This window comes from Clostridium sp. OS1-26 (assembly GCF_030915445.1).
Taxonomy (GTDB): Bacteria; Bacillota; Clostridia; order Clostridiales; family Clostridiaceae; genus Clostridium_AM.
The window spans coordinates 5,009,534-5,033,144 of the sequence record NZ_CP133264.1 but is presented as its reverse complement, the minus strand read 5'-3'; the positions used below and the strand labels follow the sequence as shown (position 1 = coordinate 5,033,144).

At 34.9% G+C, this 23,611-nt stretch carries 21 protein-coding genes; 16 read left to right on the top strand and 5 right to left on the bottom strand.

Annotated features, from left to right (window positions below; genetic code table 11):
- Window positions 1-178: 178 nt before the first annotated feature.
- From RCG18_RS24955 to RCG18_RS24880, 16 genes are all read left to right on the top strand, one after another.
- Window positions 179-1,654, top strand: a complete 1,476-nt coding sequence (locus RCG18_RS24955; RefSeq protein ID WP_308038678.1) for a protein adenylyltransferase SelO family protein — start codon at window positions 179-181, stop codon at window positions 1,652-1,654.
- Between the two features lie 495 nt (window positions 1,655-2,149).
- A complete protein-coding gene (locus RCG18_RS24950; RefSeq protein WP_308038677.1) occupies window positions 2,150-2,875 on the top strand; it encodes an MBL fold metallo-hydrolase in 726 nt (241 codons plus the stop codon).
- A gap of 46 nt (window positions 2,876-2,921) precedes the next feature.
- Complete coding sequence (locus tag RCG18_RS24945) at window positions 2,922-3,539, top strand: lactate utilization protein (protein ID WP_308038675.1); 618 nt, start codon at window positions 2,922-2,924, stop codon at window positions 3,537-3,539.
- A 41-nt stretch (window positions 3,540-3,580) separates the two neighbouring features.
- Window positions 3,581-4,129: a nucleotidyltransferase gene (locus RCG18_RS24940; RefSeq protein WP_308038674.1), complete on the top strand. Its 549-nt coding sequence runs from the start codon at window positions 3,581-3,583 to the stop codon at window positions 4,127-4,129.
- Window positions 4,130-4,457: 328 nt separating this feature from the next.
- Entirely contained in the window at window positions 4,458-4,940 is a 483-nt protein-coding gene (locus RCG18_RS24935; protein WP_308038673.1) for an RNA polymerase sigma factor, read from the top strand.
- Window positions 4,941-4,965: 25 nt separating this feature from the next.
- Window positions 4,966-5,868: an RsiV family protein gene (locus RCG18_RS24930; protein ID WP_308038672.1), complete on the top strand. Its 903-nt coding sequence runs from the start codon at window positions 4,966-4,968 to the stop codon at window positions 5,866-5,868.
- Window positions 5,869-5,926: 58 nt separating this feature from the next.
- Entirely contained in the window at window positions 5,927-7,915 is a 1,989-nt protein-coding gene (locus tag RCG18_RS24925; RefSeq protein ID WP_308038671.1) for an acyltransferase family protein, read from the top strand.
- A gap of 186 nt (window positions 7,916-8,101) precedes the next feature.
- The gene (locus RCG18_RS24920) at window positions 8,102-9,931 is read left to right on the top strand and encodes a helix-hairpin-helix domain-containing protein (RefSeq protein ID WP_308038670.1); all 1,830 of its coding nucleotides are present in this window, start codon (window positions 8,102-8,104) and stop codon (window positions 9,929-9,931) included.
- Between the two features lie 11 nt (window positions 9,932-9,942).
- Window positions 9,943-10,632, top strand: a complete 690-nt coding sequence (locus RCG18_RS24915; protein WP_308038669.1) for a response regulator transcription factor — start codon at window positions 9,943-9,945, stop codon at window positions 10,630-10,632.
- Window positions 10,622-11,980: a HAMP domain-containing sensor histidine kinase gene (locus RCG18_RS24910; protein ID WP_308038668.1), complete on the top strand. Its 1,359-nt coding sequence runs from the start codon at window positions 10,622-10,624 to the stop codon at window positions 11,978-11,980. Before RCG18_RS24915 ends, RCG18_RS24910 begins: the two co-directional genes overlap by 11 nt.
- A gap of 163 nt (window positions 11,981-12,143) precedes the next feature.
- Window positions 12,144-12,581: a MarR family winged helix-turn-helix transcriptional regulator gene (locus tag RCG18_RS24905; RefSeq protein ID WP_308038667.1), complete on the top strand. Its 438-nt coding sequence runs from the start codon at window positions 12,144-12,146 to the stop codon at window positions 12,579-12,581.
- A gap of 103 nt (window positions 12,582-12,684) precedes the next feature.
- Window positions 12,685-13,527 carry a hypothetical protein gene (locus RCG18_RS24900; RefSeq protein ID WP_308038666.1) on the top strand — a complete coding sequence of 281 codons (843 nt, stop codon included), beginning with the start codon at window positions 12,685-12,687 and terminating at the stop codon, window positions 13,525-13,527.
- 264 nt (window positions 13,528-13,791) lie between these two features.
- Complete coding sequence (locus tag RCG18_RS24895; protein WP_308038665.1) at window positions 13,792-15,249, top strand: sensor domain-containing diguanylate cyclase; 1,458 nt, start codon at window positions 13,792-13,794, stop codon at window positions 15,247-15,249.
- A gap of 447 nt (window positions 15,250-15,696) precedes the next feature.
- Window positions 15,697-16,461, top strand: a complete 765-nt coding sequence (locus tag RCG18_RS24890; protein ID WP_308038664.1) for a DUF2087 domain-containing protein — start codon at window positions 15,697-15,699, stop codon at window positions 16,459-16,461.
- Window positions 16,462-16,491: 30 nt separating this feature from the next.
- On the top strand, window positions 16,492-16,935 hold the full coding sequence (locus RCG18_RS24885; protein WP_308038663.1) for an NUDIX domain-containing protein: 444 nt from the start codon (window positions 16,492-16,494) through the stop codon (window positions 16,933-16,935).
- A 253-nt stretch (window positions 16,936-17,188) separates the two neighbouring features.
- Window positions 17,189-17,983: a glycerophosphodiester phosphodiesterase family protein gene (locus tag RCG18_RS24880; RefSeq protein WP_308038662.1), complete on the top strand. Its 795-nt coding sequence runs from the start codon at window positions 17,189-17,191 to the stop codon at window positions 17,981-17,983.
- 303 nt (window positions 17,984-18,286) lie between these two features.
- Here the strand turns inward: RCG18_RS24880 and RCG18_RS24875 are convergent, their stop codons facing one another.
- The 5 genes from RCG18_RS24875 to RCG18_RS24855 form a co-directional block, all read right to left on the bottom strand.
- Window positions 18,287-20,860, bottom strand: coding sequence for an FtsX-like permease family protein (locus RCG18_RS24875; protein ID WP_308038661.1), 2,574 nt, complete (start codon window positions 20,858-20,860; stop codon window positions 18,287-18,289).
- Entirely contained in the window at window positions 20,857-21,540 is a 684-nt protein-coding gene (locus RCG18_RS24870) for an ABC transporter ATP-binding protein (protein WP_308038660.1), read from the bottom strand. Before RCG18_RS24870 ends, RCG18_RS24875 begins: the two co-directional genes overlap by 4 nt.
- A gap of 82 nt (window positions 21,541-21,622) precedes the next feature.
- A complete protein-coding gene (locus RCG18_RS24865; RefSeq protein ID WP_308038659.1) occupies window positions 21,623-22,612 on the bottom strand; it encodes a HAMP domain-containing sensor histidine kinase in 990 nt (329 codons plus the stop codon).
- Window positions 22,599-23,285, bottom strand: a complete 687-nt coding sequence (locus RCG18_RS24860; protein ID WP_308038658.1) for a response regulator transcription factor — start codon at window positions 23,283-23,285, stop codon at window positions 22,599-22,601. Before RCG18_RS24860 ends, RCG18_RS24865 begins: the two co-directional genes overlap by 14 nt.
- The gene (locus tag RCG18_RS24855; RefSeq protein ID WP_374118977.1) at window positions 23,282-23,536 is read right to left on the bottom strand and encodes a DNA-binding protein; all 255 of its coding nucleotides are present in this window, start codon (window positions 23,534-23,536) and stop codon (window positions 23,282-23,284) included. The genes RCG18_RS24860 and RCG18_RS24855 overlap by 4 nt, the downstream gene beginning before the upstream one ends.
- Between the last annotated feature and the right edge of the window lie 75 nt (window positions 23,537-23,611).

Here is a 23,611-nt window from a genome sequence, read left to right as displayed (position 1 = left end):
CAAAAATACTTATAGAACGCATCTTTGTGTAAAGAGTATAATAAATTGGTAGAAGCAGACACTAAAAAGGGTTGCGTTATGTTGATATAGAAAGTAAATAACTAAAAATATCATGAATACCTATAATTTTTGTTTTGAAAAACCTAAGATATAAAAAATAAAAGGAGGAAAGGAGACTATGATAGAGACAGAAGCAATAATAGAAACAGGATGGAATTTAGACAATAGTTACGCTCGTCTTCCAAAATCATTTTTTACTAGACAGAGTCCAACTCCTGTGCCCTCACCGAAGTTGATTATTTTCAATGATTCCTTAACAACATCTTTGGGGCTGAACTTCCTGGCACTGAAAAGCGATGATGGTACAGCAATATTTGCTGGCAACAAGATTCCAGACGGTGCCTTGCCTCTTGCTCAAGCTTATGCAGGACATCAATTTGGACATTTTACAATGCTCGGAGACGGTCGGGCTGTGCTGCTTGGTGAACAGATTACTCCCAAAGGTGAGCGATTTGATATTCAGTTAAAGGGTTCAGGTGAAACAACCTACTCCCGAGGAGGAGATGGTCGAGCAGCACTTGGACCGATGCTGCGCGAATACATTATTAGCGAAGCAATGTATGGACTTGGTATTCCTACCACCCGCAGTCTAGCAGTAGTCACAACCGGTGAGTCAATAATCCGCGAAACCGAGCAGCCTGGCGCAATTCTTACCCGTGTGGCGGCTAGTCATCTGCGGGTGGGCACCTTTCAATATGCTGCACAATGGGGCACTATTGAGGAACTTCGGGCCTTGGCTGATTACACATTGAAAAGGCATTTTCCAGAGGTTGGTGATGATGAGAACCGCTATCTTTCACTGCTTAAGGAAGTAATCAAGCGTCAAGCTGTGCTGATTGCAAAATGGCAGTTAGTTGGCTTTATTCACGGGGTTATGAACACTGACAATATGACCATTAGTGGAGAAACCATTGATTATGGGCCTTGTGCCTTCATGGATACTTATGACCCAGCAACGGTATTCAGTTCCATTGACATTCGTGGTCGCTATGCTTATGGCAATCAGCCTAGTATTGCCGCGTGGAATCTAGCGAGATTTGCTGAAACTCTATTGCCGCTATTGCATGACAACCAGGATCAGGCTGTAAAACTAGCTCAGGATGCAATTTCAGATTTTACTGAGTTATATAATATTAATTGGCTGGAGGGAATGAGAGCAAAACTGGGAATCTTTAACGAAGAGCAGCAGGATGAGTCTCTAATTCAAGACCTCCTCAACATGATGCAGCAGTATGATGCGGACTATACAAATACCTTCCGAGCATTAACTTTTAATAAGTGGTCGGATATGATGCTGTTTGACACTGAGGAATTTGCTCAGTGGCATGAGCTATGGCAGGCGAGACTAGATAGGCAGCAGGAATCAAAAGACTCATCCTATCAGTTGATGCAAAGTAACAACCCAGCAGTAATTCCTCGGAATCACCGGGTAGAAGAGGCACTAGAAGCTGCGGTGAAACATGGAGACTACAGTGTGATGGAGAGACTTATTGGTGCTCTTTCGTGCCCTTACGCACACTCTCCTGAACAGGCTGATTATTCCACACTGCCTGAAAAATCAGATCGCACTTACCGAACCTTTTGTGGTACATGATATAGAAATATTAGCATAGCTAACTGATGTCAGGTGAAAATTAAAAAAGATAGTAAAACTTTATAATGAGGTTTTGCTATCTTTTTGTTTAAGAAGAGGAATTCTGTAGAATTATGAATGAAAGGGGCTTTAGGTAAAATAGGCATATAACGGTAAAGCCTGTAGTTATGGTGTGGGAAATTATAGTACATGGTAGTTGAATATGGTATAATTTCAAATGACTCTCCGTTCTAATACTCCCAGCGCACTCTGTGAAAGCGATTCACACCAAATCAGCACGCTGTGTAAGTGACTATCACCAAATTAAAGATTTGGGATATCTACTTAAGATTTGGGTTCTCTGCTTTTCTTAAAGGTGGAAGTAAAAAAGAAGCAATAATATATGCTAATATACAGTTTTGAAGGAGGTTAAAGTCCTAAATGGACTTTAACGGGTAATTTTAGTGGAAACAAGCAAAATTACCTAGTGTTTCGACTAAAAGGAGGAATAGCGATATGGAATTAAAAAAAATATCTGATAGAATTTATTACTTACCTGCGGAAGAGGAAACTGACAGACCCGTTCTTGGATATATTATTGGGGATAACTATTCCTTGGCAATAGATGCAGGTAATTCATCCAAGCATGTAGAGAAATTTTATAATGAATTAAATAATAAAAATCTAAAATTGCCAGATTATACAGTAATTACTCATTGGCATTGGGATCATACATTTGGAATGTGTTCAGTAGTAGGAAAAACAATCGCAGGAAAATTGACGAATAATAAGTTGAAAGAAGTTGCAAAATGGAAATGGTCTGATGCAGATATGAAAAATAGACTTGAAACAGGTAAAGATATTGAAATGTGTGATAGATGTATTAAACTAGAATACCCAAATAGACAAGAAATAAAAGTAACTCCTGCAGATATAGAGTTCAGCGGAAGCTTAAAAATTGATTTAGGTGGAATTTATTGTGAAATAACTGAAATTGAAGCAACTCATTCAGATGATTCGGTAATGATGTACATACCTAAAGAAAAAACTATTTTTATTGGAGATGCAGATTGTGAAGATTATTATAATAATAATGGTAAATATGATAAAGGGAAGTTAGATGCTTTGATTTCATTATTAAAAGGAATAGATTTTAATACATATGTTTTGGGACATGATAGACCACAAACAAAGGATGAAGTAATTACATATTTAGCAGATGAATTTAAAAAATTAAAATAGGTTTATTTAATAAGATTAAAATGGCTTACTTTATGGAGGAATTGGAATGGATGAAGAAAAGTTTATAAAATTAAAGGAAAACTTTAAATTGAGAAATATAGAAGTACAGTATTTTGAGACTTTAGAAAATGTTAAATCATGCATATTAAATATTATACCCATTAAATGTACCGTTGGAATCGGACATTCAGTTACGCTCCAAAAGATAGATATTACAAAGGCTTTATTAGAAAGAGGCAATATTGTATACGATAAAGAACTTGCAAAAAATAGAGAGGAATGTAAAGACTTAAAGAAGAAGGCACTTATTACAGATTGGTATATTACGGGTTCAAATGCTATATCGATTGATGGGCAAATCGTTAATGTAGACCATAGCGGCAATAGAGTAGCAGCAATTACTTTTGGACCAGATAAAGTAATAGTTGTAGTCGGAAAAAATAAGGTTGTAGATACAGTAGATGAAGCAATAAGAAGAGTAAAAAATGTTGCATGTCCTTTAAATGCAAAACGAGCAGGATTTAATCCACCATGTGTAACATTAAATAAGTGTGTAAACTGTGTATCGAAGGAAAGAGTTTGTAATAGCCTTTCAATAATTGAAGGACAATCAGATAGTGATAGAATTAAGCTGTTCATAGTTAATGAAGAATGTGGATTTTAATATACAATAATTAATATGGAGAATAAGAGGTGATATATAAAATGTTCAATACCTTAAGTTATATAGGTGAAAAACTTAATAGTTCAAATATAGTATGGGGAGTCGGTGCTTCTATATTATTAAATCAATTTGGACTTATAGAAAAACCAAATGATATAGATATTTTTGTGGATATTAAGGATATCGAAAAAGCAGATGAAGTTCTTAAAAGTATTGGTGAGAAGAAAAAATGGGAGAAGACTGCTACCTACTCAACAAAATACTTTTATGAGTATATAATAGACGGGTTTGATGTTGATGTAATGGCAGGATTTGCAGTTAATCATATTAGTGGAGTATTTGAATACACTTTTGACCTCAACTCAATTTCAGAACTTAAAACAATTAACGGAGTAAATATCCCCTTCACATCATTGGAGGATTGGTATGTAATTTATCAATTAATCCCTAATAGAGAAGCAAAAGCAAAGATAATAGAAGATTACCTGCTATTGAATGGAATTAAGAAACCCCTTTTATTAAAAAGAGCATTAAAGGGTAATTTACCGACAGAAGTAAAAGAGAAAATTAAAAAGATATTAAGTTCGTAATATTCTTATAGGACTAAGCCGCTGTGAAAGCGGTGGGGGTAGTCTACTTATATCGAACTTTGGATAAAAATAAAGTGGTACTTATTTTTTAATAAAATACCACTTTTTTATTATTTAACAAGAAATAAAGGACCGTAGAAAACTTTCAGATTTCCATAAATACAATAATTACTTGTGGCATCTGTTTCATCTATAATAGAAAATAAATAATTTGCTTAGTATAAAAAAATATTTACATATATAAAACTTTATTCGCAGCTTAAACGTCTATAAAATATAAAGCAACTAAGATACGAAACAAAACGAGAAAAAGGAGAAATTCATACGAATGAACAAAGATAGGATGGAAAAGCTTATTGCAGACTATATTATTGAAAATAAGGAAAATCACTATCGTCTTGCTTATAGCTACGTGAAAAATGTTGATAATGCTTTGGATATTGTGCAGGAATCTATATTAAAAGCATTTTCATCAATAGATTCATTAAAGAGTTCTGATTACATAAAAACTTGGTTTTATAGGATTATTGTAAACACTTCATTAGATTTTCTTCGAAAACAAAAGCGCATAGTATTAGACGAAGAGATTATATCCCAATATGACTCTGGAGTAATAGACGAATATCAAGATATTGATTTAAAAGAAGCACTAGATGAATTGCCTGATAAATATCGTAATGTGATAGTACTAAGATATTTTGAAGATTTGAAGATAGAGGAAATCGCTGAAATTCTTGAAGAGAACATTAGCACAATAAAAACTAGACTGTATACCGCCCTTAAAAAATTACACATAAAAATGAGCCCCTAGAATATTTATATGAGGAGGATTAAGTATGAGAAACGAAAAATTAAACCAGTTAAAAATGGATTATATGAATATACCTATTCCAAAGGAACTAGATAGTTTGGTTCAAAATACATTAGATACAATCGGAGTAAATACTAGTAAAAGAAAAAACAAGTATAGAAGCCTAGGTGCTGTGGCTGCTTCAATAGCTGCAGCTGTGATTATACTTACAGCAGGAATTAATGCAAGCCCGGCATTTGCACAAACACTATCAGAAGTGCCCATTGGCAAAAGTTTAGTAAAAGTGCTAACTTTTAAGAACTATACTATAAATGAAGATAAATTTAAAGCAAATATAAAAACACCTGAAATTACTGGTTTACAAAACAAAAGCTTAGAAAAATATTTAAATGAAAAATATCTTAATGAGAATAAGAAGTTATATAATCAATTCATGGTGGATATGAAAAACTTAAAGCAATCAGGTGGAGGTCATTTAGGGGTAGATAGCGGATATGTTGTAAAAACTGACACTGATAGGATACTCTCTATAGGCCGCTGTGTTGTAAATACTGTAGGTTCATCCTCGACCACATTAAAGTACGATACAATCGATAAGAAAAACGAGGTTATGATAACCCTGCCAAGTTTATTTAAAGATGATAGGTATATCGGTGCCGTTAGTGAAAATATAAAAGAACAAATGAATGAGCAGTATAAAGCTGATAAAGATAAGTTTTATTGGGTTGCAGGAATAGAACAGAAATCCACTATGGAATTATTTCAACAAATATCCAGCAATCAAAATTTTTATATAAATGCTGAAAATAAATTAGTTATCTCCTTTAATAAATACGAGGTTGCTCCAGGATACATGGGAGTGGTAGAATTTGTTATTCCAACAGAAGTAGTATCAGATATCTTAGTAAGTAATGAATATATTAAATAATATTTCTTTCCCTTTGCAAGGATCAAGTACCAATGACTCTAGTAGTTTATAAGAGTCATTGGTACTTGATTTTATGTCGAAAAAGGTTGATGAAATGCATTTTATGAATAAATATGAAAGCTTTTTAAAACTTTTAGCACCTCTTAAACGTCTATTATATATAAATGCCTATGGGTATAGCAAATATTTTTTTATTAAAATGCACTACGGGGAGGAGATTTCTATGTTAGACAATACGCAGAATCATCGATATATTGCAGGATTAGATGGACTTCGAGCTTTTGCAGTATTAGCTGTAATAGCTTATCATTTTAACTTCAGTTGGGCTGGAGGAGGCTTTTTAGGGGTTGACATATTTTTTGTAATATCTGGTTATCTTATAACATCTAATATTTTAGCATTACAAGAAAGTGAACTCAATTTTAGTTTTCGTGAATTTTGGATTAGACGTATTCGAAGATTGTTACCGGCCGCCTATATTATGATAATAGCTGTTTTTGTGTGGACAATGATATTTAAATCCGAGATGGTAAATACACTTAAAGGTGATGCATCATCCTCCATTATGTATGTAAGTAATTGGTGGTTTATTTTTCATAAACTTTCTTATTTCAATAGTTTCGGGTTACCTTCGCCTTTAAAGAATCTTTGGTCCTTAGCAATAGAAGAACAATTTTATATTGTATGGCCTATTGTACTGATAACAGGGCTAAAGGTTTTTAAAAAGCGAGCAAAGTTTTCGAACATTGTTTTTATTGCAGCGTTATGCTCGGCAATATTACTGGCTATACTTTATAAACCAGGAGAGGATCCTAGCCGTGTCTATTATGGGACAGATACTCGTGCCTTTGAGCTGCTTATAGGCAGTTGGCTGGCTATTATCTACCCGATGAAAAGACTGTCTTCTAAAAAATCTATTAAGCAAAGAAATATGTTAAATATTACAAGTATAATTGCTTTTATTATCTTTATTATTAGTGTTATTTTCATGAATGAATATCAAGCATTTTTATATAGAGGTGGAATGTTACTTCTTAGCTTAAACGCAGCCATACTTATAGCTTGTGTTTGTCATCCTAGTAGCTATTTAGGACATTTACTTTCGTGGAAGCCTTTAAGCTGGCTTGGCAAGAGATCCTATGGAATTTACCTTTGGCATTATCCTATTATTGTTTTAAGTACTCCAGCTTATGAAATTGGAAATCCAACGTACTGGCGTGTGGGCTTGCAACTGGCTGCTACACTTATTATTGCTGAAATTTCATACCGCTTTATTGAAATGCCTATTCGCCAAAATGGGTTCCGAGGAGTTTTCAAGAGGAATTTACTAATTAATGCTGTTAACTGGAGAAGACTAACTTTTGCTAGAGGGATTTCAATTATAATAATACCTTTAGTGATTGTGTTGTTAACTGCTTGTATCAGAAGTGTACATAAAGATAAACAGCAAATGGACAAGGCTAAAGCGTCTTCAACTGAAATAGTAATAAATAATGAAAAGCAATCTTCTACAAGTAAAAATTCTGGACCAAGCTCTAATGAAAAGAGTGAAGCGAGCTCTCTATCTACCGGTAATTCTTACAACAAGGTACTGGCTATTGGAGATTCTATCATGCTGGATATTGTTTCAAGCCTGAATAAAAAATATACTAATATCACAATTGATGGTAAGGTTGGAAGGCAGCTAAGTCAAGCAGTTGAGTTAGCACCTGCCTATGCAGCATTTAATGATACAAATAATGCGGTTATCATTGAGTTGGGGACAAATGGTTATTTTACAGACCGTCAGATAGATAGTTTGTTAAATTTTTTCTCGAAAGCACATATTTATTTAGTAAATACACGTGTACCACGCCAATGGGAAAAGGAAGTGAATGAAACTTTAAGCAAAAAAGCTAAAGAAAGTAAGAACATTACATTGATTGATTGGCATTCTACAGCAATTACCCATCCGGAATATTTTACACCTGACGGTGTGCATTTGATGCCTAAAGGGATTGAAGTTTTAACATCACTTATAGACCAATTATTAAAGAGTAAAAATTAATTAGTAAAAATAATGGTACTTTCATGTAGCTTTTATAATCCTTCCTTCATTCTTTGTACATTAACCATATTGCAAAAGCAGTATGGTTTTTTATATTTCTTCAGAAATTCTTCAGATTTGCTTTAGATTTCCATCAGAAATCTATTTTAAAATTAAAGTGAGAAAATAAAATTGGAGTGAGGAATTATGAAAAAATTTATTTTTGTATTTATTACATGTATAATGCTGTTTTTTACAATGGAAAATGTATTTGCAAAAGATGCCGCAAATATAGTAGTGCTTAAAGCCACAGATGAACTGAAGGATGGATTTCCAGTCTATGAGGAAGGCGGAGATGAAAAATCCTTTATGGACATCTATAATAAATCCTTTATTAAAAATTCTATTGAACTTTATGCTCAAGCACAGCAATATTCAAAATTAAAGAATGAAGATATCTATATAGCTTTTAAGAATAATTCTGGTTGTTATGGAAGGATTGGTTTCTATCTAAAAAAAGATGGAAAGCTTTATGATAAAAAAAAGTCACCATATATTGAACTTTCAACTAATCAATTAAAGGGTAACTATGATGCACTTGAGTCTATAACACAGATTTTCCCACACGAAATGGGGCATATTTTATATCAAATTACTGCTGCTTATGATAAAGATATGAACCAGCATGGTGTGGACATGCATTATTCCAATATTATTACAGAGTACAGTACTGCTTTCAATGAAGGGTTTGCAGAGCACTTTGAAGTTATTTCGAGAATCTATGAGGAAAATGAACAAATTAAAAATGGAATCTATAATGATATAGAAAGAACTAAAAGTAACATAGCTTCAGTATTAAATAGAGGTACCAGAGATTTTATTCTTCCCTTAAGATTGGATTATTACAGAGAAACATCACCTTTATGGCAGCAGAAATACGAAAATTTAAAGAGGCATGAGCTTGGTTTAAGTGGGGATGGCAAGTATAAAAATTTATGCTATGACTTTAGAGATGCTGAGAAAACAATTTTATATAGAAATATGGGGCTTTTCCAAAATAAGTCTCAAAAGATAAGTCTGGAGCAGAGTTTATCTACAGAAATAGTTGTTTCTCATTTTTTTATTAAACTTATAACTACAGATAAAGGAAATCTGGATGAAAGATACTCTAAAATTTTTAATGTATTTAATAAATATGTAAATAAGGACAATAATCCTCAGTTGATACAGTTTGTTAAAGGATATATAAAAGAATATCCACAAGACAGGGAAAGGATATTAAATATTTTTAAAGAGAGTACAGGCCATGATTTTACAGAAGAATGTGCTCCAGAAATCTGGGTTGTCAGTGAAGACAAACATATTAATATTATTATGGATCAATTCGGAGGGCTTGAGTTTCCTTTTTATATATTTAATATAAATACTTGCGAGAAGGAAGATTTACTTAAACTAAAAAATATTAGTAAAAGTGACGCTGAAAAGATAATAGCATATAGAGATAAAAATAAATATTTTAAAGATGTTAAAGAATTTGAAAAAATTGAAGGAATAAGTAAGAGGAGTGCTGAAACATTAAAGAGTAGCAGCAGTGAAGAGAGAATTAAAGAAGTCAGCAAGGAACTTGAAAAGAAGTTTGGCGAAGGTAAGTTTGAAAAAAGCTTTTCTAATATATTTTCTGCCAATTTAAAACATTTGATTTCTAGATCTATAATATGGTTTATTGTATTTTTCATAATTTATTATGTATTAGTTATGAGGAATAGATATAAAGATAAAAAGAATTTATTTAAAACTGCCGCTAAGAAATTTTTTAAGTTTATACTTTATGTACTATTAGGAATTATTGCAACAGTGGTTAATGGTAATATTTTTATAGGAAATAAAACTTTAAATCCTATAATAGTTTTTACTGCATTGATTTTCATATGTGAAGGTATAACACTTCTAGCATTGAGAAAAGACAGTATTAAGGTGAGAGACAGCTTCACATCAACCTTAATGATGATGGTAATAATCATGTACTCACTGTATTAAGGAGGAGAATTATGGATAAAGCTACTATATTGGTAGTTGACGATGAAAAAGAAATTAGAGAACTTATAGAAATTTATTTAAAAAATGAAGGTTATAATGTAATTACTGTAGAAGACGGTCTGCAAGCATTGGAAGTTTTAAAGAAAAATGAAATACATCTTATTATTCTTGATATCATGCTGCCCAATATTGATGGTATACAAATATGTAAAAGAGTGAGAGAAGAATTAGATGTACCTATTATAATGCTGTCAGCTAAGAGAGAAGATAATGATAAAATTCTAGGAATAATTACTGGCGCTGATGATTATGTAACAAAGCCTTTTAATCCTTTAGAACTTGTAGTTAGGGTAAAAGCTCAGCTTAGAAGATACCTTAAGACTACTATAATTGCAAAAAGCAATGAAATAGTGATTGATGATTTAATTATAAATTCAGAGACACATGAAGTTACCTTATGTGGAAAAGAAGTAAAGCTTACAGTTAAGGAGTTCGAGATATTGAAATTATTAGCTGAAAATAGGAGCGTGGTTTTCAGTAGTAGAAATATATATGAAAGCGTGTGGAATGATGTGTTTTACCAATCAGATTCCACCATCATGACTCACATAAAAAATATAAGAGAAAAACTTGGTGATAACGTTAAAAATCCTAAGTACATTAAAACTGTATGGGGAGTTGGATACAAAATTGAAAAGTAAGTACTTTTTTGGAATAAGAGCTAAGTTTTTTTCAATATTTTTTATATCACTCACAGTGGGGCTTTTTATTGCGTTTTTTCTGAACGATACCATAAGAGAAAAAAGAACTGATTATACAAAGGAAATATCTGTTTTTAACTCTGAATGTTCAGTTTTACTTGAGGAAATGGACAAAAATAGAAATAATACTCAAGAACTGCAAAACTTTATTAATGAAAAAGCAGGGCATATAGATATTTTTATAGTTAATAAGCAGGGATATATAATATTAAAGCCTAAAAACAATTATGAAAAACAGATAGATATAAATAGTCTTTTAAATAGAAAAACTCAAACTAATTTTTATGAAAAACAGATTAAATATTATAACATAAAGCCATTAGATAATGATAGATATGTTGTAATTGCAAAGTTTTTAGTTATGGGAGATGAGTTGAAGTTTTTTATTTTAGGCATAGTAATATTTATTCTGTTATTTTTGGTATTAACCTATGGAAGAGTAAAGTATATAGATTATCTTTCACAAGGATTAAAGGAAATATCAAAGGGAAAACTGAATTACAGGGTTGAAATAAAAGGGAAAGATGAGCTATCCACCCTTGGAGAAAATATAAATCATATGACTCAAGAGTTAAAGAATATGAAGGAGAAGGAAAAACAGGCTGAAAAGAATAAGGATATGCTTATAGTTAGTGTTTCACATGATTTAAGAACTCCTTTAACATCAATTGTAGGTTATGTAAAACTGTTAAAAGAAAAATATAAAGAAAAGGATGCAATAAGTAAATATATAGATGTAATTGACAATAAATCTCATAGACTTGAAGAGCTGATAAATGATCTTTTTGAATATACGAAGCTTGCATCCTGTGATATTAAACTTCAAAAGATGGAGATTTCATTGAATGAATTCATGAGACAGATTGTAGAGGGAATGATGCCAATATGCAGCGAAAACAATTTAAACATTTTATTAGAAGAGCCTGAGGAAGAGCTAAATGCAAATATAGACCCTGTAAAAATGGTAAGGGTTTTTGAAAATATCATAATTAATGCCATAAGGCACAGCGATAAACCAGGTGATATTAAAATAAAGGTTTCTAAAGCTCAGCATGGAGCAATAGTTAGTATTGAAAATGAAGGTAAACCTATAAAAGAAGAAGATTTGACTAAAATTTTTGATAGATTTTATAGAACTGATGAAGCAAGAAATTCTCAAACTGGTGGTTCGGGCTTAGGGTTATCTATTGCTAAAAGTATTGTAGATTTGCATAAAGGAAAGATATGGGGTGAAAGTGAAGGAAACAAAGTATGCTTTTATGTATTAATTAAATTGGACTTAGAGTAAGATAATCTTAACATGCATATTATTTTCATACTACTGTATCAAGAGAATTAATAGAAGTATATAAGAATATTTACTAAAATATATAAAACTATATATTGACAAAAAAGAATTGAAGAAGTATATTTAATAGTGTAAATACACGAAATCAAAAAAGGTGATAATTATGGATAGAAACATTTATGATAAGAAACCATCCCCTTGTAATTGTCTTAATATCAGAAGAGCTTCACAAGCAGTTACCGAAGTTTATGATGAATTTCTTGCACCAAGTAACTTAAAGATAGGTCAGTTTGCATTACTTAGACATATAAAGCAATTAGAACCAGTAAGTGTCAGTGACTTAGCTCTAATCATAAGGCTAGATAGAACTACTCTTGTGAGAAATCTTAAACCTTTAGAAAAAAGTGGATTTGTAGAAGATATATCAGAAGAAGGTGCTAGAAATAGACAACTTAAATTAACGGATAAGGGAATTGAAACCTATAAATATGCAGAAGAACTTTGGGAAAAGGCACAAAGTTTTTTAGAAGAATATCTAGGCAAAGACAACATAGATATTTTTACAACATTGCTTTCCAAAATTGAGGCTTTAGTGCCTTAATTTTTTACTAGTTAACGTGTATATACACTCTAATTGGTATTTACTAGGGGAGTCGGGGGATTTATTAAATGTTTAGAACTAAATTATTTATGGAGGTTTTGAAATGGAGAATTTAATAAAAAATGAAATCGAAAGATATTTTAAGGAAAGTAAAGAGAATTGGTTTGAAGAAATTAAAGATACTTATTATGAGGAGCCTATTATAAACTTTGCAGATACAGAAGATCCTTTATTTCAAGAGTATAAAAAAATAATTGGTGAGCATCACTTTACTCCCAAAGAAGCATTTGAATTAGCTTTTGGAGAAGGTACCTATAAGGGTGGAACAGTTATAAGCGTTGTGCTGCCTATAAATGAAAAAACTAGAAAAAGTAATAGAGCACAAAAAAAATTAGCATCAAAAGAATGGGCATTAACTCGTGCTTCTGGAGATTTTGCTAAATATTTAGAAAGTTATTTAAATAAAATGGGATATAGAACTATTGCTCCTCATCTTTCTGAATGGTTTAAAATTCATGGAGATGGTTCAGACTTAACATCAAATTGGTCAGAACGTCATATAGCTTATGCAGCTGGGTTAGGGACTTTTTCTATAAATGATGCTTTTATTACTGAGAAGGGAATAGCAGTAAAGCTAATTTCAGTTGTAACTGAATTAAAGCTCACACCAGATGTTAGAGTTGCTAAAAATCATACGGAAAATTGTTTGTTATGTAGCAAAGGTATTTGTGGAGCTTGTATTAAGCGATGTCCTGTCAATGCTATATCTAAAGAAGGCCATGATAAGATAAAATGTCATAAATATGCTTATGGTGATGCATTAAGTAAATTAGCTGAATCTTATGGCGAAAGTCCAAAGCCAGGCTCTGGGTGTGGTTTATGTCAAACTGGAGTACCTTGTGAAGGCAAAAATCCAATTAGAATATCTCAAAGAATTAACATATAAATAAAGAAAAACTCCTTAGAAGCCTTCAACACTACTGTTATGGTGAAACATATCATAAGTAACGTAGAGTTTTGCTCTAAAGCATATTTATAACAATTTTATAATTAGTGTAGCATATCAAAAAATGACCAATTAGCAGATATATTCAAAATTATTTTGTTATGTTATAATATGTTAATTAAATCTGCTTAGAAAGGGCAAGAATGCTATATGAGGAGTTATTCAAAATTTATTGATGAAATTTCAATAAAATCACTTTTTAAAATGGACTTTAAAAATAGCAAAGAATTTGAAAGAAAGTATATTTTAATAAGTCTACAACGTGGAAGGTTATTTAATTGGATAATTCTTATAGCAAGTTTTTATAGCTTCTACGCTGACTTTATTTTCTATAAAAATAATAATATAAATGTACTTTACAGAAAAACATTGATAGGTATACATATTATAGCTTTCATATTTTCTATGATTTACATTATAATTTTTAAATTATTGGAGAGTAGAGAGCGGTATAGATCTTCTCTTATTGCTAAAGCAGCAGTAATTTTAGATGTTTTTTCAGCGATTTTTTTAGCAGCTGTTACTTCTCTAAATAGTCAAAGATTTTCCGGGAACATTGATGCCTATATCATAACTATTCTTGTAGTGGTATTGATAATTCCTATATATCCCAAAGCGATGTTTTGGATATACAGTCTTAACCATACCTTTTTTATAATTGGCCTTTCATTTTTTTGTGAAAATAAAGAGAAGGCAATAATAAATCAATTAAACTCCACTACTACAGTTATAGCTTCATTTGTTTTATTCTTTGTTTTGTACAGACATAATGTTGAAAATTTTTTAAATGATGAAAGAATCAAAGAGGATAAGCTAACTTTTCAAAAATTGTTTGAGATGAATCCTTTTCCTTTATTTATATCTAGACTTAAGGATGGCAAAATACAAGATGCGAATAATAAAGCCATGGTATTTTATAATATTACAAAAGATCAAGTTGATACTTTAAATCATAAGGATTTATATAAAAACACATCTGATTTGGAATTAATGCTTGATATGCTGGAGAAAAGTGGACAATTTCGTGATTATGTGGTTGAACATAAAACTTTTTCAGGACAGAGCAAGTGGGTTATTGTTAATTACGAGCTTATTGATTATTTTGGAGAGAAGTCTATTTTAACCGGAATAGCAGATATAACAGAAATAAAGAGGATGGAGAGTGAATTGACCACACATGCATCTATAGATGCTTTAACAGGTGTTTTAAATAGAAGAATTGGAATGGATATAACTAAGAGGAAGCTTGAAAGACTAAAAAATGAAAATGATGAATTTGCTATTTGTTTTGTTGATATAGACAAACTTAAAATGGTAAATGATAACTTTGGACACAATGAAGGTGACTATTTAATAACTGAGATCTGTAAGGCCATTGAAGAAGAAATACAAGCCAATGATGTTATTTTTCGTTATGGCGGAGATGAGTTTATAATATTATTTGATAATAAAAGTGAATATGAAATAAATAAGATCTGCGGCAGGATAAGGAATAGATTTAAAGATTTGAATAAGAATAAATGTAAGCCTTATTTTATCAATGCAAGCATAGGTTTATTCTTATATAAATCAGAAATGAACCTTAATATAGAACAGATTATTGAATTAGCGGATAAAGAGATGTATAAGAATAAATTAGAGAACGGACGTAAATTTGTGTAGGGTTTTCAGTGAATCTAAATATAAATAGTAGCATCCAATTGTGATTGGAGCTACTATTTTTTAGGTTTTTTCTATAATGTCAAAATATTTTCCAGAACCTTTATAGCGTGGATACTTTACTTCATTTTTTGTACCTTCGCCAATAAGAATTGCAGATCTAGGGCACTGACTATAACAACGCAAGCATAAAATTAACATTAACCGATCGATCGGTCAACAAAAGGTTAGATAAAAATTCCTTATCCAGGGACATAGCGCCACTTAGTCCTAATTTTAAGAAAAGCAGAGTGCATTAGAGGGTAGACATCGGGTAAAATAGTACATTAAAAAGCATATGTTAAAACATTTAATAAACTTAATCAAAAAAGGTTTGTTTATATATAGACAAAAATTAAAAATGTGTATATAATTGACGTATAAACAAATATAAAAGAGGTGGTGGAGAATATGAATAATAGAGAGGTATTTTGGGATGCAACTATTGAGGATGTAAAGAAAGGTTTTATTGAGAGTGATGGGCATTATAAATGTATAATTTGTGAGGAGGAATTCACAAAGGGAAGAATATATGAAATAGATTCTATTCTTTATGATTCAAGAAAGGCAGCTGAGCTTCATATAGAGAAAAGCCATGGTTCAACATTAGAATATTTACTAGGTATGAACACCGCTTTTACTGGCATATCTGAGGTTCAGCGAGATGTGCTAGTATTGATAGCTTCAGAGTTAACTGATAAAGAAATTGCTTTAAAGTTAGGAGTTGCACAGTCTACTATAAGAAGTCATCGTTATAAATTACGAGAAAAAGAAAAGCAAGCAAGATTGTTTCTAGCGATGATGGAGCTTATATCTAGTGACATAAGAAAAAAGGTAAATATCTTAGATAAAGAGGTTTTGTGTGACGCACATAAAACAGCAACTACCATAGATGATAGATACAATATTACTGACAAAGAACGAGAAAACACTATTAAAAATTATATGGATGAAAATGGGGCAATAAAGACCTATCCAGCTAAAGAAAAAAATAAGATAATAGTTTTATCTGAAATAGTTAAGAATTTTTCAAAGGGAAAGAAATATTCTGAAAAAGAAATAAATAGAATTTTAAAAAGAGTATATGATGACTACGCTACTATTAGAAGGGCTTTAATAGAATATGGATTTATTGAACGCTCTAATGATTGTAGCACTTACTGGATAAAGGAATAACCTAATGTAATTTAAGAGGAGGGAATACTTATGATGCAAAAAATTGATAACATTCACCCAGGAGTTGCAATAATTATTTTTGATGAAAATAGAAAAGTTCTACTACAAAAACGTGCAGATGTAGGACTCTGGGGATTACTTTCGGGACATGTAGAGCTAGGCGAAAGTGTAAAGGAAGCTGCTGTTAGAGAGGCATGGGAAGAGACAGGATTAGATATTCGTATTACTAGGCTGATTGGTGTTTACTCAGATCCAAAGTCACAAGTTTTTAAATATCCTAATGGAATTACAACACATTTTATAACTACGTATTTTGAGGGTGAAGTAGTGGGAGGACAAATAACTTCTTCTTCACCTGAAACCCTTGAATTGCGTTATTTTGCAATAGATGACCTTCCAACTGATATTTTACCAATGCATCCTCAATGGTTGAAAGATGCTCTTTGCGAGCAAGAAGCAGCTTTTATTCGTTAGTAAAAATGCAAACGCAAAGAAGATTTTATATAGTATCTATATCTTTAACTGCCTATTGAAACAAACGTAGGCAGTTTTTGTGTTTTAAAAAGAATTATCATAGAATTATTTTGAAAAGTGATTTAACAACTACCGATAAATAGTATATAATGGATAATAAGAACTTAAATTTTTTGTAGCAACCTGTAACTTTTATCTAGATTGTGGATAATTTTTGTAGTAAGTGTATTTTATAGCAGAAGGAGAGTTAGTTATGATAAAAAGGGCGCTGGTTATATTTATAGTTATTATGGTTTCTATTATGGTTGCTGATAATTACTCTGGTAACAGGTTTACCGTTAAAAGTAAGGATATAAAAATCATAGGACATAGAGGAAGCAGTAGACGTGCACCTGAAAATACCATAAGCTCTATTTTGTGTGCAGCAGAAGATAAGGCGGATTATGCTGAGTTGGATGTACAGGAAACAAAAGATGGAGTAGTTGTATTAATGCATGATAAGAACTTAAAAAGAGTAGCAAAGGTGGATGAAGACCTCTCAGAGGTAGCATATAAAGATGTAGAGAAGCTAGATGTAGGTAGTATTTATTCGGAAAAGTATAAAGGGGAAAAGATACCTACACTAGATCAAGTTATAAAGGCAGCAAAAGGAAAAATTAAATTAGATATTGAAATTAAGAGCTATAAAAATGATACGGACTTACCAAGAAAAGTTGTACAACTTATTGAAGACAATAAGTTCGTAGATAATTGTTTAGTATGTTCCTTTGATTACCGCACTCTGGTAAAGGTAAAAAAGCTAAATCCTAAAATTAGGACAGGATATATTACGGTTTTGAATAACAAAGACAAGTTAGATCTAGAATATGTTGATTATTATAGTATTTACTATCCTAAAGTTAATAAGAGTATAGTAGAAAAACTCCATAAAAATAATAAAAAGGTACATGTATGGACAGTAGATAATGTAGATGATTGGAGAAGGCTTATTCAGATGGGTGTTGATGACATAATTACTAATTGTCCAGGTGCTTTGAGAAGTATTTAATATAACATAAAGCGAAGGGGCTGTCGCATTAGCTTTACCTTTACTTTGTTACACAAAAACGGCGATTTTGATTGTTATTTCAAAACCGCCGCATGGCCACATTTGGGCCGCAAAACATCATCTGCCACAACTGTGGTTTTTTTTATTACCGCAGGATAGCATTCATTTGTAATTTACATTACTTGTGTAGGATGGATTCTGTATTTTCAATGTCTAAATCGCCTTTCGGAACGATTGCGAATCACTTGAACCCAATCATGCAAATGTTTTTTGATTTTCTATCAAGTCAATATAGATTTTGAATCAAGTCATGTCATCCCGAAGCGCGTCAATGATATTTTCTTTTTTTATCTTGCGAGTGGCATACAGCATTGTAATGAACACGATAAAGAGCACACTGAACACGCTGATTGCCATACTGCCCCACGGGAATACAAAATCGAAGTTGTCTATCCTTTCTTGGGTCGCCAACCCTTTGTAAATCAGCCACGAGATGGTTCCCGCTATTGGAAGCCCGAATAGCAACGTCCTCATGCCATAAAAAACACACTCAAAATTCATCATTTTTTGGAAATCGCGGTCGGACATCCCCACCGAGCGGAGCATGGCAAGTTCCCGCCTGCGCAACCTGATATTCGTGGAAATGGTGTTAAACACATTGGCAACCGCAATCAGCGAAATCATGATGACAAAAACATAGGTAAAAACATCAATAACAAATGTCATACTGCGGTATTGTTCAACCATCGTGTACATATTGAGCAGGGTATACGCAGACGTAATTCCTGCGTCCTGAATCATCGCTTCCATTTTAGCCACCGATTGCGAAGGATTCTTTGATCTAAAGGTCAGGCCTATATCTGCATGGGTATCCGAAGTTTCAAACTTCTCTTTGAGCGAATAGGGGGCTACCACCATAAAAACGTATGGCTTCTTCTCGGAAGATTGATTCAGGGATTTAAGAGGATCCACCGGGTACGTATCGACAAACGTAATGTTTATGCTTTGCCCCTGTTCCATCTTCGGCTTGTCATTTGTTTCGGGAGCGACACTGAAAGTCATGGAACGACTAGCAAACATATCAAACGCTTCTGATCCGTCTTTATTGTTAACCCGTTGTTTGGCGCAGGCAATCATTTTCGCGTCCTTCCCGGTATATTCTTCTGCGGGCAAGCCCAATTTTTTGATAAAACTCAGATATTCGCTGTCCTCAATAAACTGGATGTCCATTGGAAGATGAACCGTTTGGTCCGGCGCAGCATAACCCGCGGATTTCCGGTAACGGTCTGAAAAATCGCTTACCTTAACCGCGCATGAATACGCCAAAATCGCTTGATACGAGCTTTTGTAAACCCCATCTGCAGTTTTTAGTTTGTCGTAAAGGGGAAATATTTCGCTGTCGTTCATATCCTGAGTGGTAAAAGCGATGTCATAGTCAAAGTCCATTATCGACCTTTCTGCAAGCCGTTTCAGAGTTGTTCCAAAAGCATTTCCCGATACAAACAGCACGACGCTTAAAACAAGGGATAGCACAATGCTGCGATAGCGTTTTTTGTTTCTCTTAAAATTCTTTAGCGCAAGAGTTCCCTCCAAACCGTAAATACGCTGCGCCAGTTTTGACGTTTTCACGGCTTTCGATTCGGTTTTGACCTCGCCCGTCTGGCGAATACTCTCCATCACGGGAGTGTTTGCGGCTTTCCTGGCCGGGATATAGGCTGAAATCAAAATGGTAACCAAACTGACCGCCGCCGCTGCGACAATGGCTGGGACAGACACCGACAAGGTTAAAGGCACGGTGCTGTAGGCAATGTTCCCGAAATTACTGGCAACAATAGGAATTACAAGCCCGATACTGCCTATGCCGACCACAATGCCAATGGGTATGCCGATTGCGCCAATGCAAAGTCCCTCAAACAGTACCGAATTTCGCAGTTGCTTTGCCGTGGCACCCACCGACGAGAGAATCCCGAACTGGCGTGTGCGTTCGTTCAGCGAGATGTTAAACGAGTTATAAATCAGAAAAATCGAGCCTACCATTATTATGGCAACCAAAATGCCGCCAACCGTGTACAGAAGCGTGTTGAACAGTTTATTGTCCGAAAGACCCATGAAGCGCAGCACATTATCGTTAAAGACATAGCTATGGCTGACCGCTGTACTGCTTGCGTAAGCCTGGACTCCTCGCGGGTTTTTAAGAGTGACAAATATGCTGAAGCTGTCCGCTTTGTCTTGAGTATCTGCTTTCGTTATCAAGGTGTATCCTGGTGCGGAATGTTCCTCAAAACCGGGTCTTTCGCAGATACCGACAACTGTGTAGGTTCTATCTGCTTTTGGCACAAGAGTTTCGTTCCCAGAAATGTAAGGGGCGTGTTGACCGAGACTCTTGTTTCCATTCATGCGGCTTCCAACAGCAAGTGAAAGGGTGTCGCCCACCCTGAATTTAACGCCGCCCTTTGCAGCGACGTGACCCGGGACAAGAACCTCCCCACTGTTTTTCGGCAATCTGCCTGAAACCAGGGTTAAGGGCAATGTATCAAAGGCTTCTTCGCTGAATCCGGCTATAAAAAGATAGGGCTTTTCGGGGCTTTTCCCGCCCTTAAGCGTTGCATAGCCGATATTTTCAAAGGTTGCAGTGTTTACAACTCCCTTGTCGTGGGTTCTCTCCTGCACGAAAGAGGAATTAACATCTAAAAACTCAACGTGCCAACCGCCGTATTTCACAATAGAACCGTTTACCAGAAAATTCAATAGGGAAGTGCCAAAGGTAGCGACTGCCGTAATCATGGCGGCGGACAGGATAACTCCGATAACCGTGACAATCGTTCGGGTACGGCTTTTTTTCATGCCTTGCAGGGTAACTTTGTTGAAAATATTCATGGTCTCACCCTCTCATCTCGTACTACTTTGCCGTCTGATATGCCGATAATGCGGTCTGCTTGCAAAGCTATATTTTCGTCATGCGTAACGATGATAAGGGTCTGACCGTATTTTTTATTGCTTGCTTTCAGCAGCTTGATAATTTCATGTCCATTTCGACTGTCCAAACTGCCCGTGGGTTCGTCGGCAAGCATGACCGCCGGGGCATTCATTAAAGCACGTCCTATGGAAACACGCTGTTGCTGGCCGCCCGAAAGTTGATTGGGTAAATGCGTTTTGCGGTCTTTTAGCCCAAGCAGTTCCAGCAAGTCATCAAGCCTCTCCTTGTTGACCTTCCGCTTATCCATCAGTATAGGCAAGGTGATGTTTTCCACCACATTCAGAGTGGGAATGAGGTTGTGAAACTGGTAAATTAGTCCTACCTGCCGCCTGCGGAAGATGGCGAGTTTTTCATTGCTTTGGGCATATACATCCTGTCCCTCCAAATACACCTTTCCGCTTGTCGGCACGTCCACGCCGCCAATGATGTGAAGCAATGTGGATTTGCCGGAGCCGGAGGAACCGATGATTGCAGTAAAATCCCCTTTTTCGATTGTAAGCGAAACATGGTCAAGGGCGGCAACTTGGTTTTCGCCCTTGCCGTAGACCTTGCATAGATTTTCAATTTTTAAAAATTCCATTATGTGAGTCTCCTTTCTCATGGTTTACCTATATAATAGAACCTTCAACTTACATCTCTGTGACTTTTAGGTGAGAGATTAGTCACTTTGGGAAACGAATGGCAAATATCGCGCCGCCCTGCGGGTGATTTTTTGCGGTAATCGTCCCTCCCTGCCGTGTTATAATCATCTTGCAAAGAGCCAATCCGATTCCATATCCTGTCGCACCTGCATTTTTGCCACGATAGAACCTGTCAAACAAGCAGGGTAAATCTTCTTTTTCAAAGCCCGCGCCGCTGTCGTGGATGGCAATCTCAGTAAACAATGGGTTATCTGTGCAGACAATCTCAATCTTCCCGTTGTCGCCTGCGCTTTCTATGCAATTTTTCAGGATATTTTGAATTGCTTCCGAAAGCCAACCTGAATCTCCCTGAATAATCATCCCTTTCAGTGCATCTATTTGCAAATCAATATGGTGCAGTTCCATCGAGATTTGGAACGGACGAAGTGCGGTGCATATCAAATTGTTTACATCTATCTGCTGGCTTTGGAACACCACAATGCCCGCGTCCAAGCGAGATAATTTCAATAGGGAAGTAAGCAGCCAATCCATCTGTACAAACAATTCCTTTGTTTCCCGTATCAATGTTTTTCGTTCATTTTCGTCAGAGTTATTCTCTAACAATGACAGAATAAGGTTCACGGATGTGAGAGGGGTACGGAGTTGGTGGGCTATGTCAGCCAGCGAATCGGCAAGATGTTCTTTTTCTTTTTTCAGTGCATCATTTTGCTCCCGAATACGCAGCGTCATTTTTGTTATCTCACTTTGCAAAATGGAAAGTTCGCCCTCGTCCGATTCACCAATATACAGATGGTTAGCATTATGAAGCACAAGATCGATTTGATTTGAAATCTGTGCAATGCTCTTATATCGGGCTTGTGTAAACGCAAAAAACGCTATTCCAAAGGCGGCGGCAGAAGCAATGGCAAGGATTCCCGCCAACCTATTGATTGCAAATCCCAGTGTTACAGTGGTGGCAGCTATTAAGGAAAATAAAATGGCAAACTGCCGAAACTCTCTATTCCGAAGCATACCCGTCCCCCAATCTATATCCCGTCCCGCGAACGGTCAGAATGATTTGCGGGCTTGCGGGGGTGTTCTCTATCTTCTCCCGCAGGCGCTTGATGTACACGGTCAATGTATTGTCATTGACAAACTCGCCTGCCGCGTCCCACAATTCGTCAAGCAGCCTGCCCCTCGTGATAATACTTCTTGGGTTGCTAATAAACACCAACAGCAAGCGGTATTCTAGGGGTGAAAGGAAAACCTCGCTGCCGTCCTTTTTCACGACGCCGCTTGCCATATCGACATGAAGCCCACAGATTTCAAAAGCCGATGGAGAACGTCCGCTTTTTCGCAAGGCGGTTCCAATTCGTGCAATCAATTCCCGCGGACGAAAAGGCTTGGTGATATAGTCGTCTGCGCCCATGTTCAGCCCAGTAACAACACTCGCCTCATCGCCAGAAGCTGTCAGAAAGATAACGGGAACATCTTGCGTTTCTTTGATTTCCGTGCAAACTGTAAAGCCATTTCCGTCAGGCAAAGAAATATCTATAAGCGCCAAGTCAAATTTATTCCCAGCAAGGGCGGCAAGTGCTTCACTCCGCGTAGGGGCGTGAGTGACTGTAAATCCCTCCGAGCGGAGCAAAAGCACAAGGTTTTTGGCGATTGCCTTATCGTCCTCAACCAAAAATATCCGTTTCATTTATTTTCACCATCCTTTACTTTACTGCTCCTGTATCGTCCGTCAGCCGGTTTTTCAGCGTCAACCGGAACAAGCCATGTATTTCCCATTTTTTTAGCCCCCTTAATCCGTCCGGCAGAGCAATGGTACACTACCATTCTGTCCGTGATTCCCCAATTTTTCGCTGCTTCTTTTGTCGTTACATAATCCACGCATAACACCTCCATAGCTCCATTGTATTTCTTTTGACGGAAATATACAAGCTGAGGCATAAAACAAAAAAATACGGGAGCGTGGAAAGCCGTTGCACTAATTTTCTTAGTGCGACAGCTCCTTTTATTTAATTT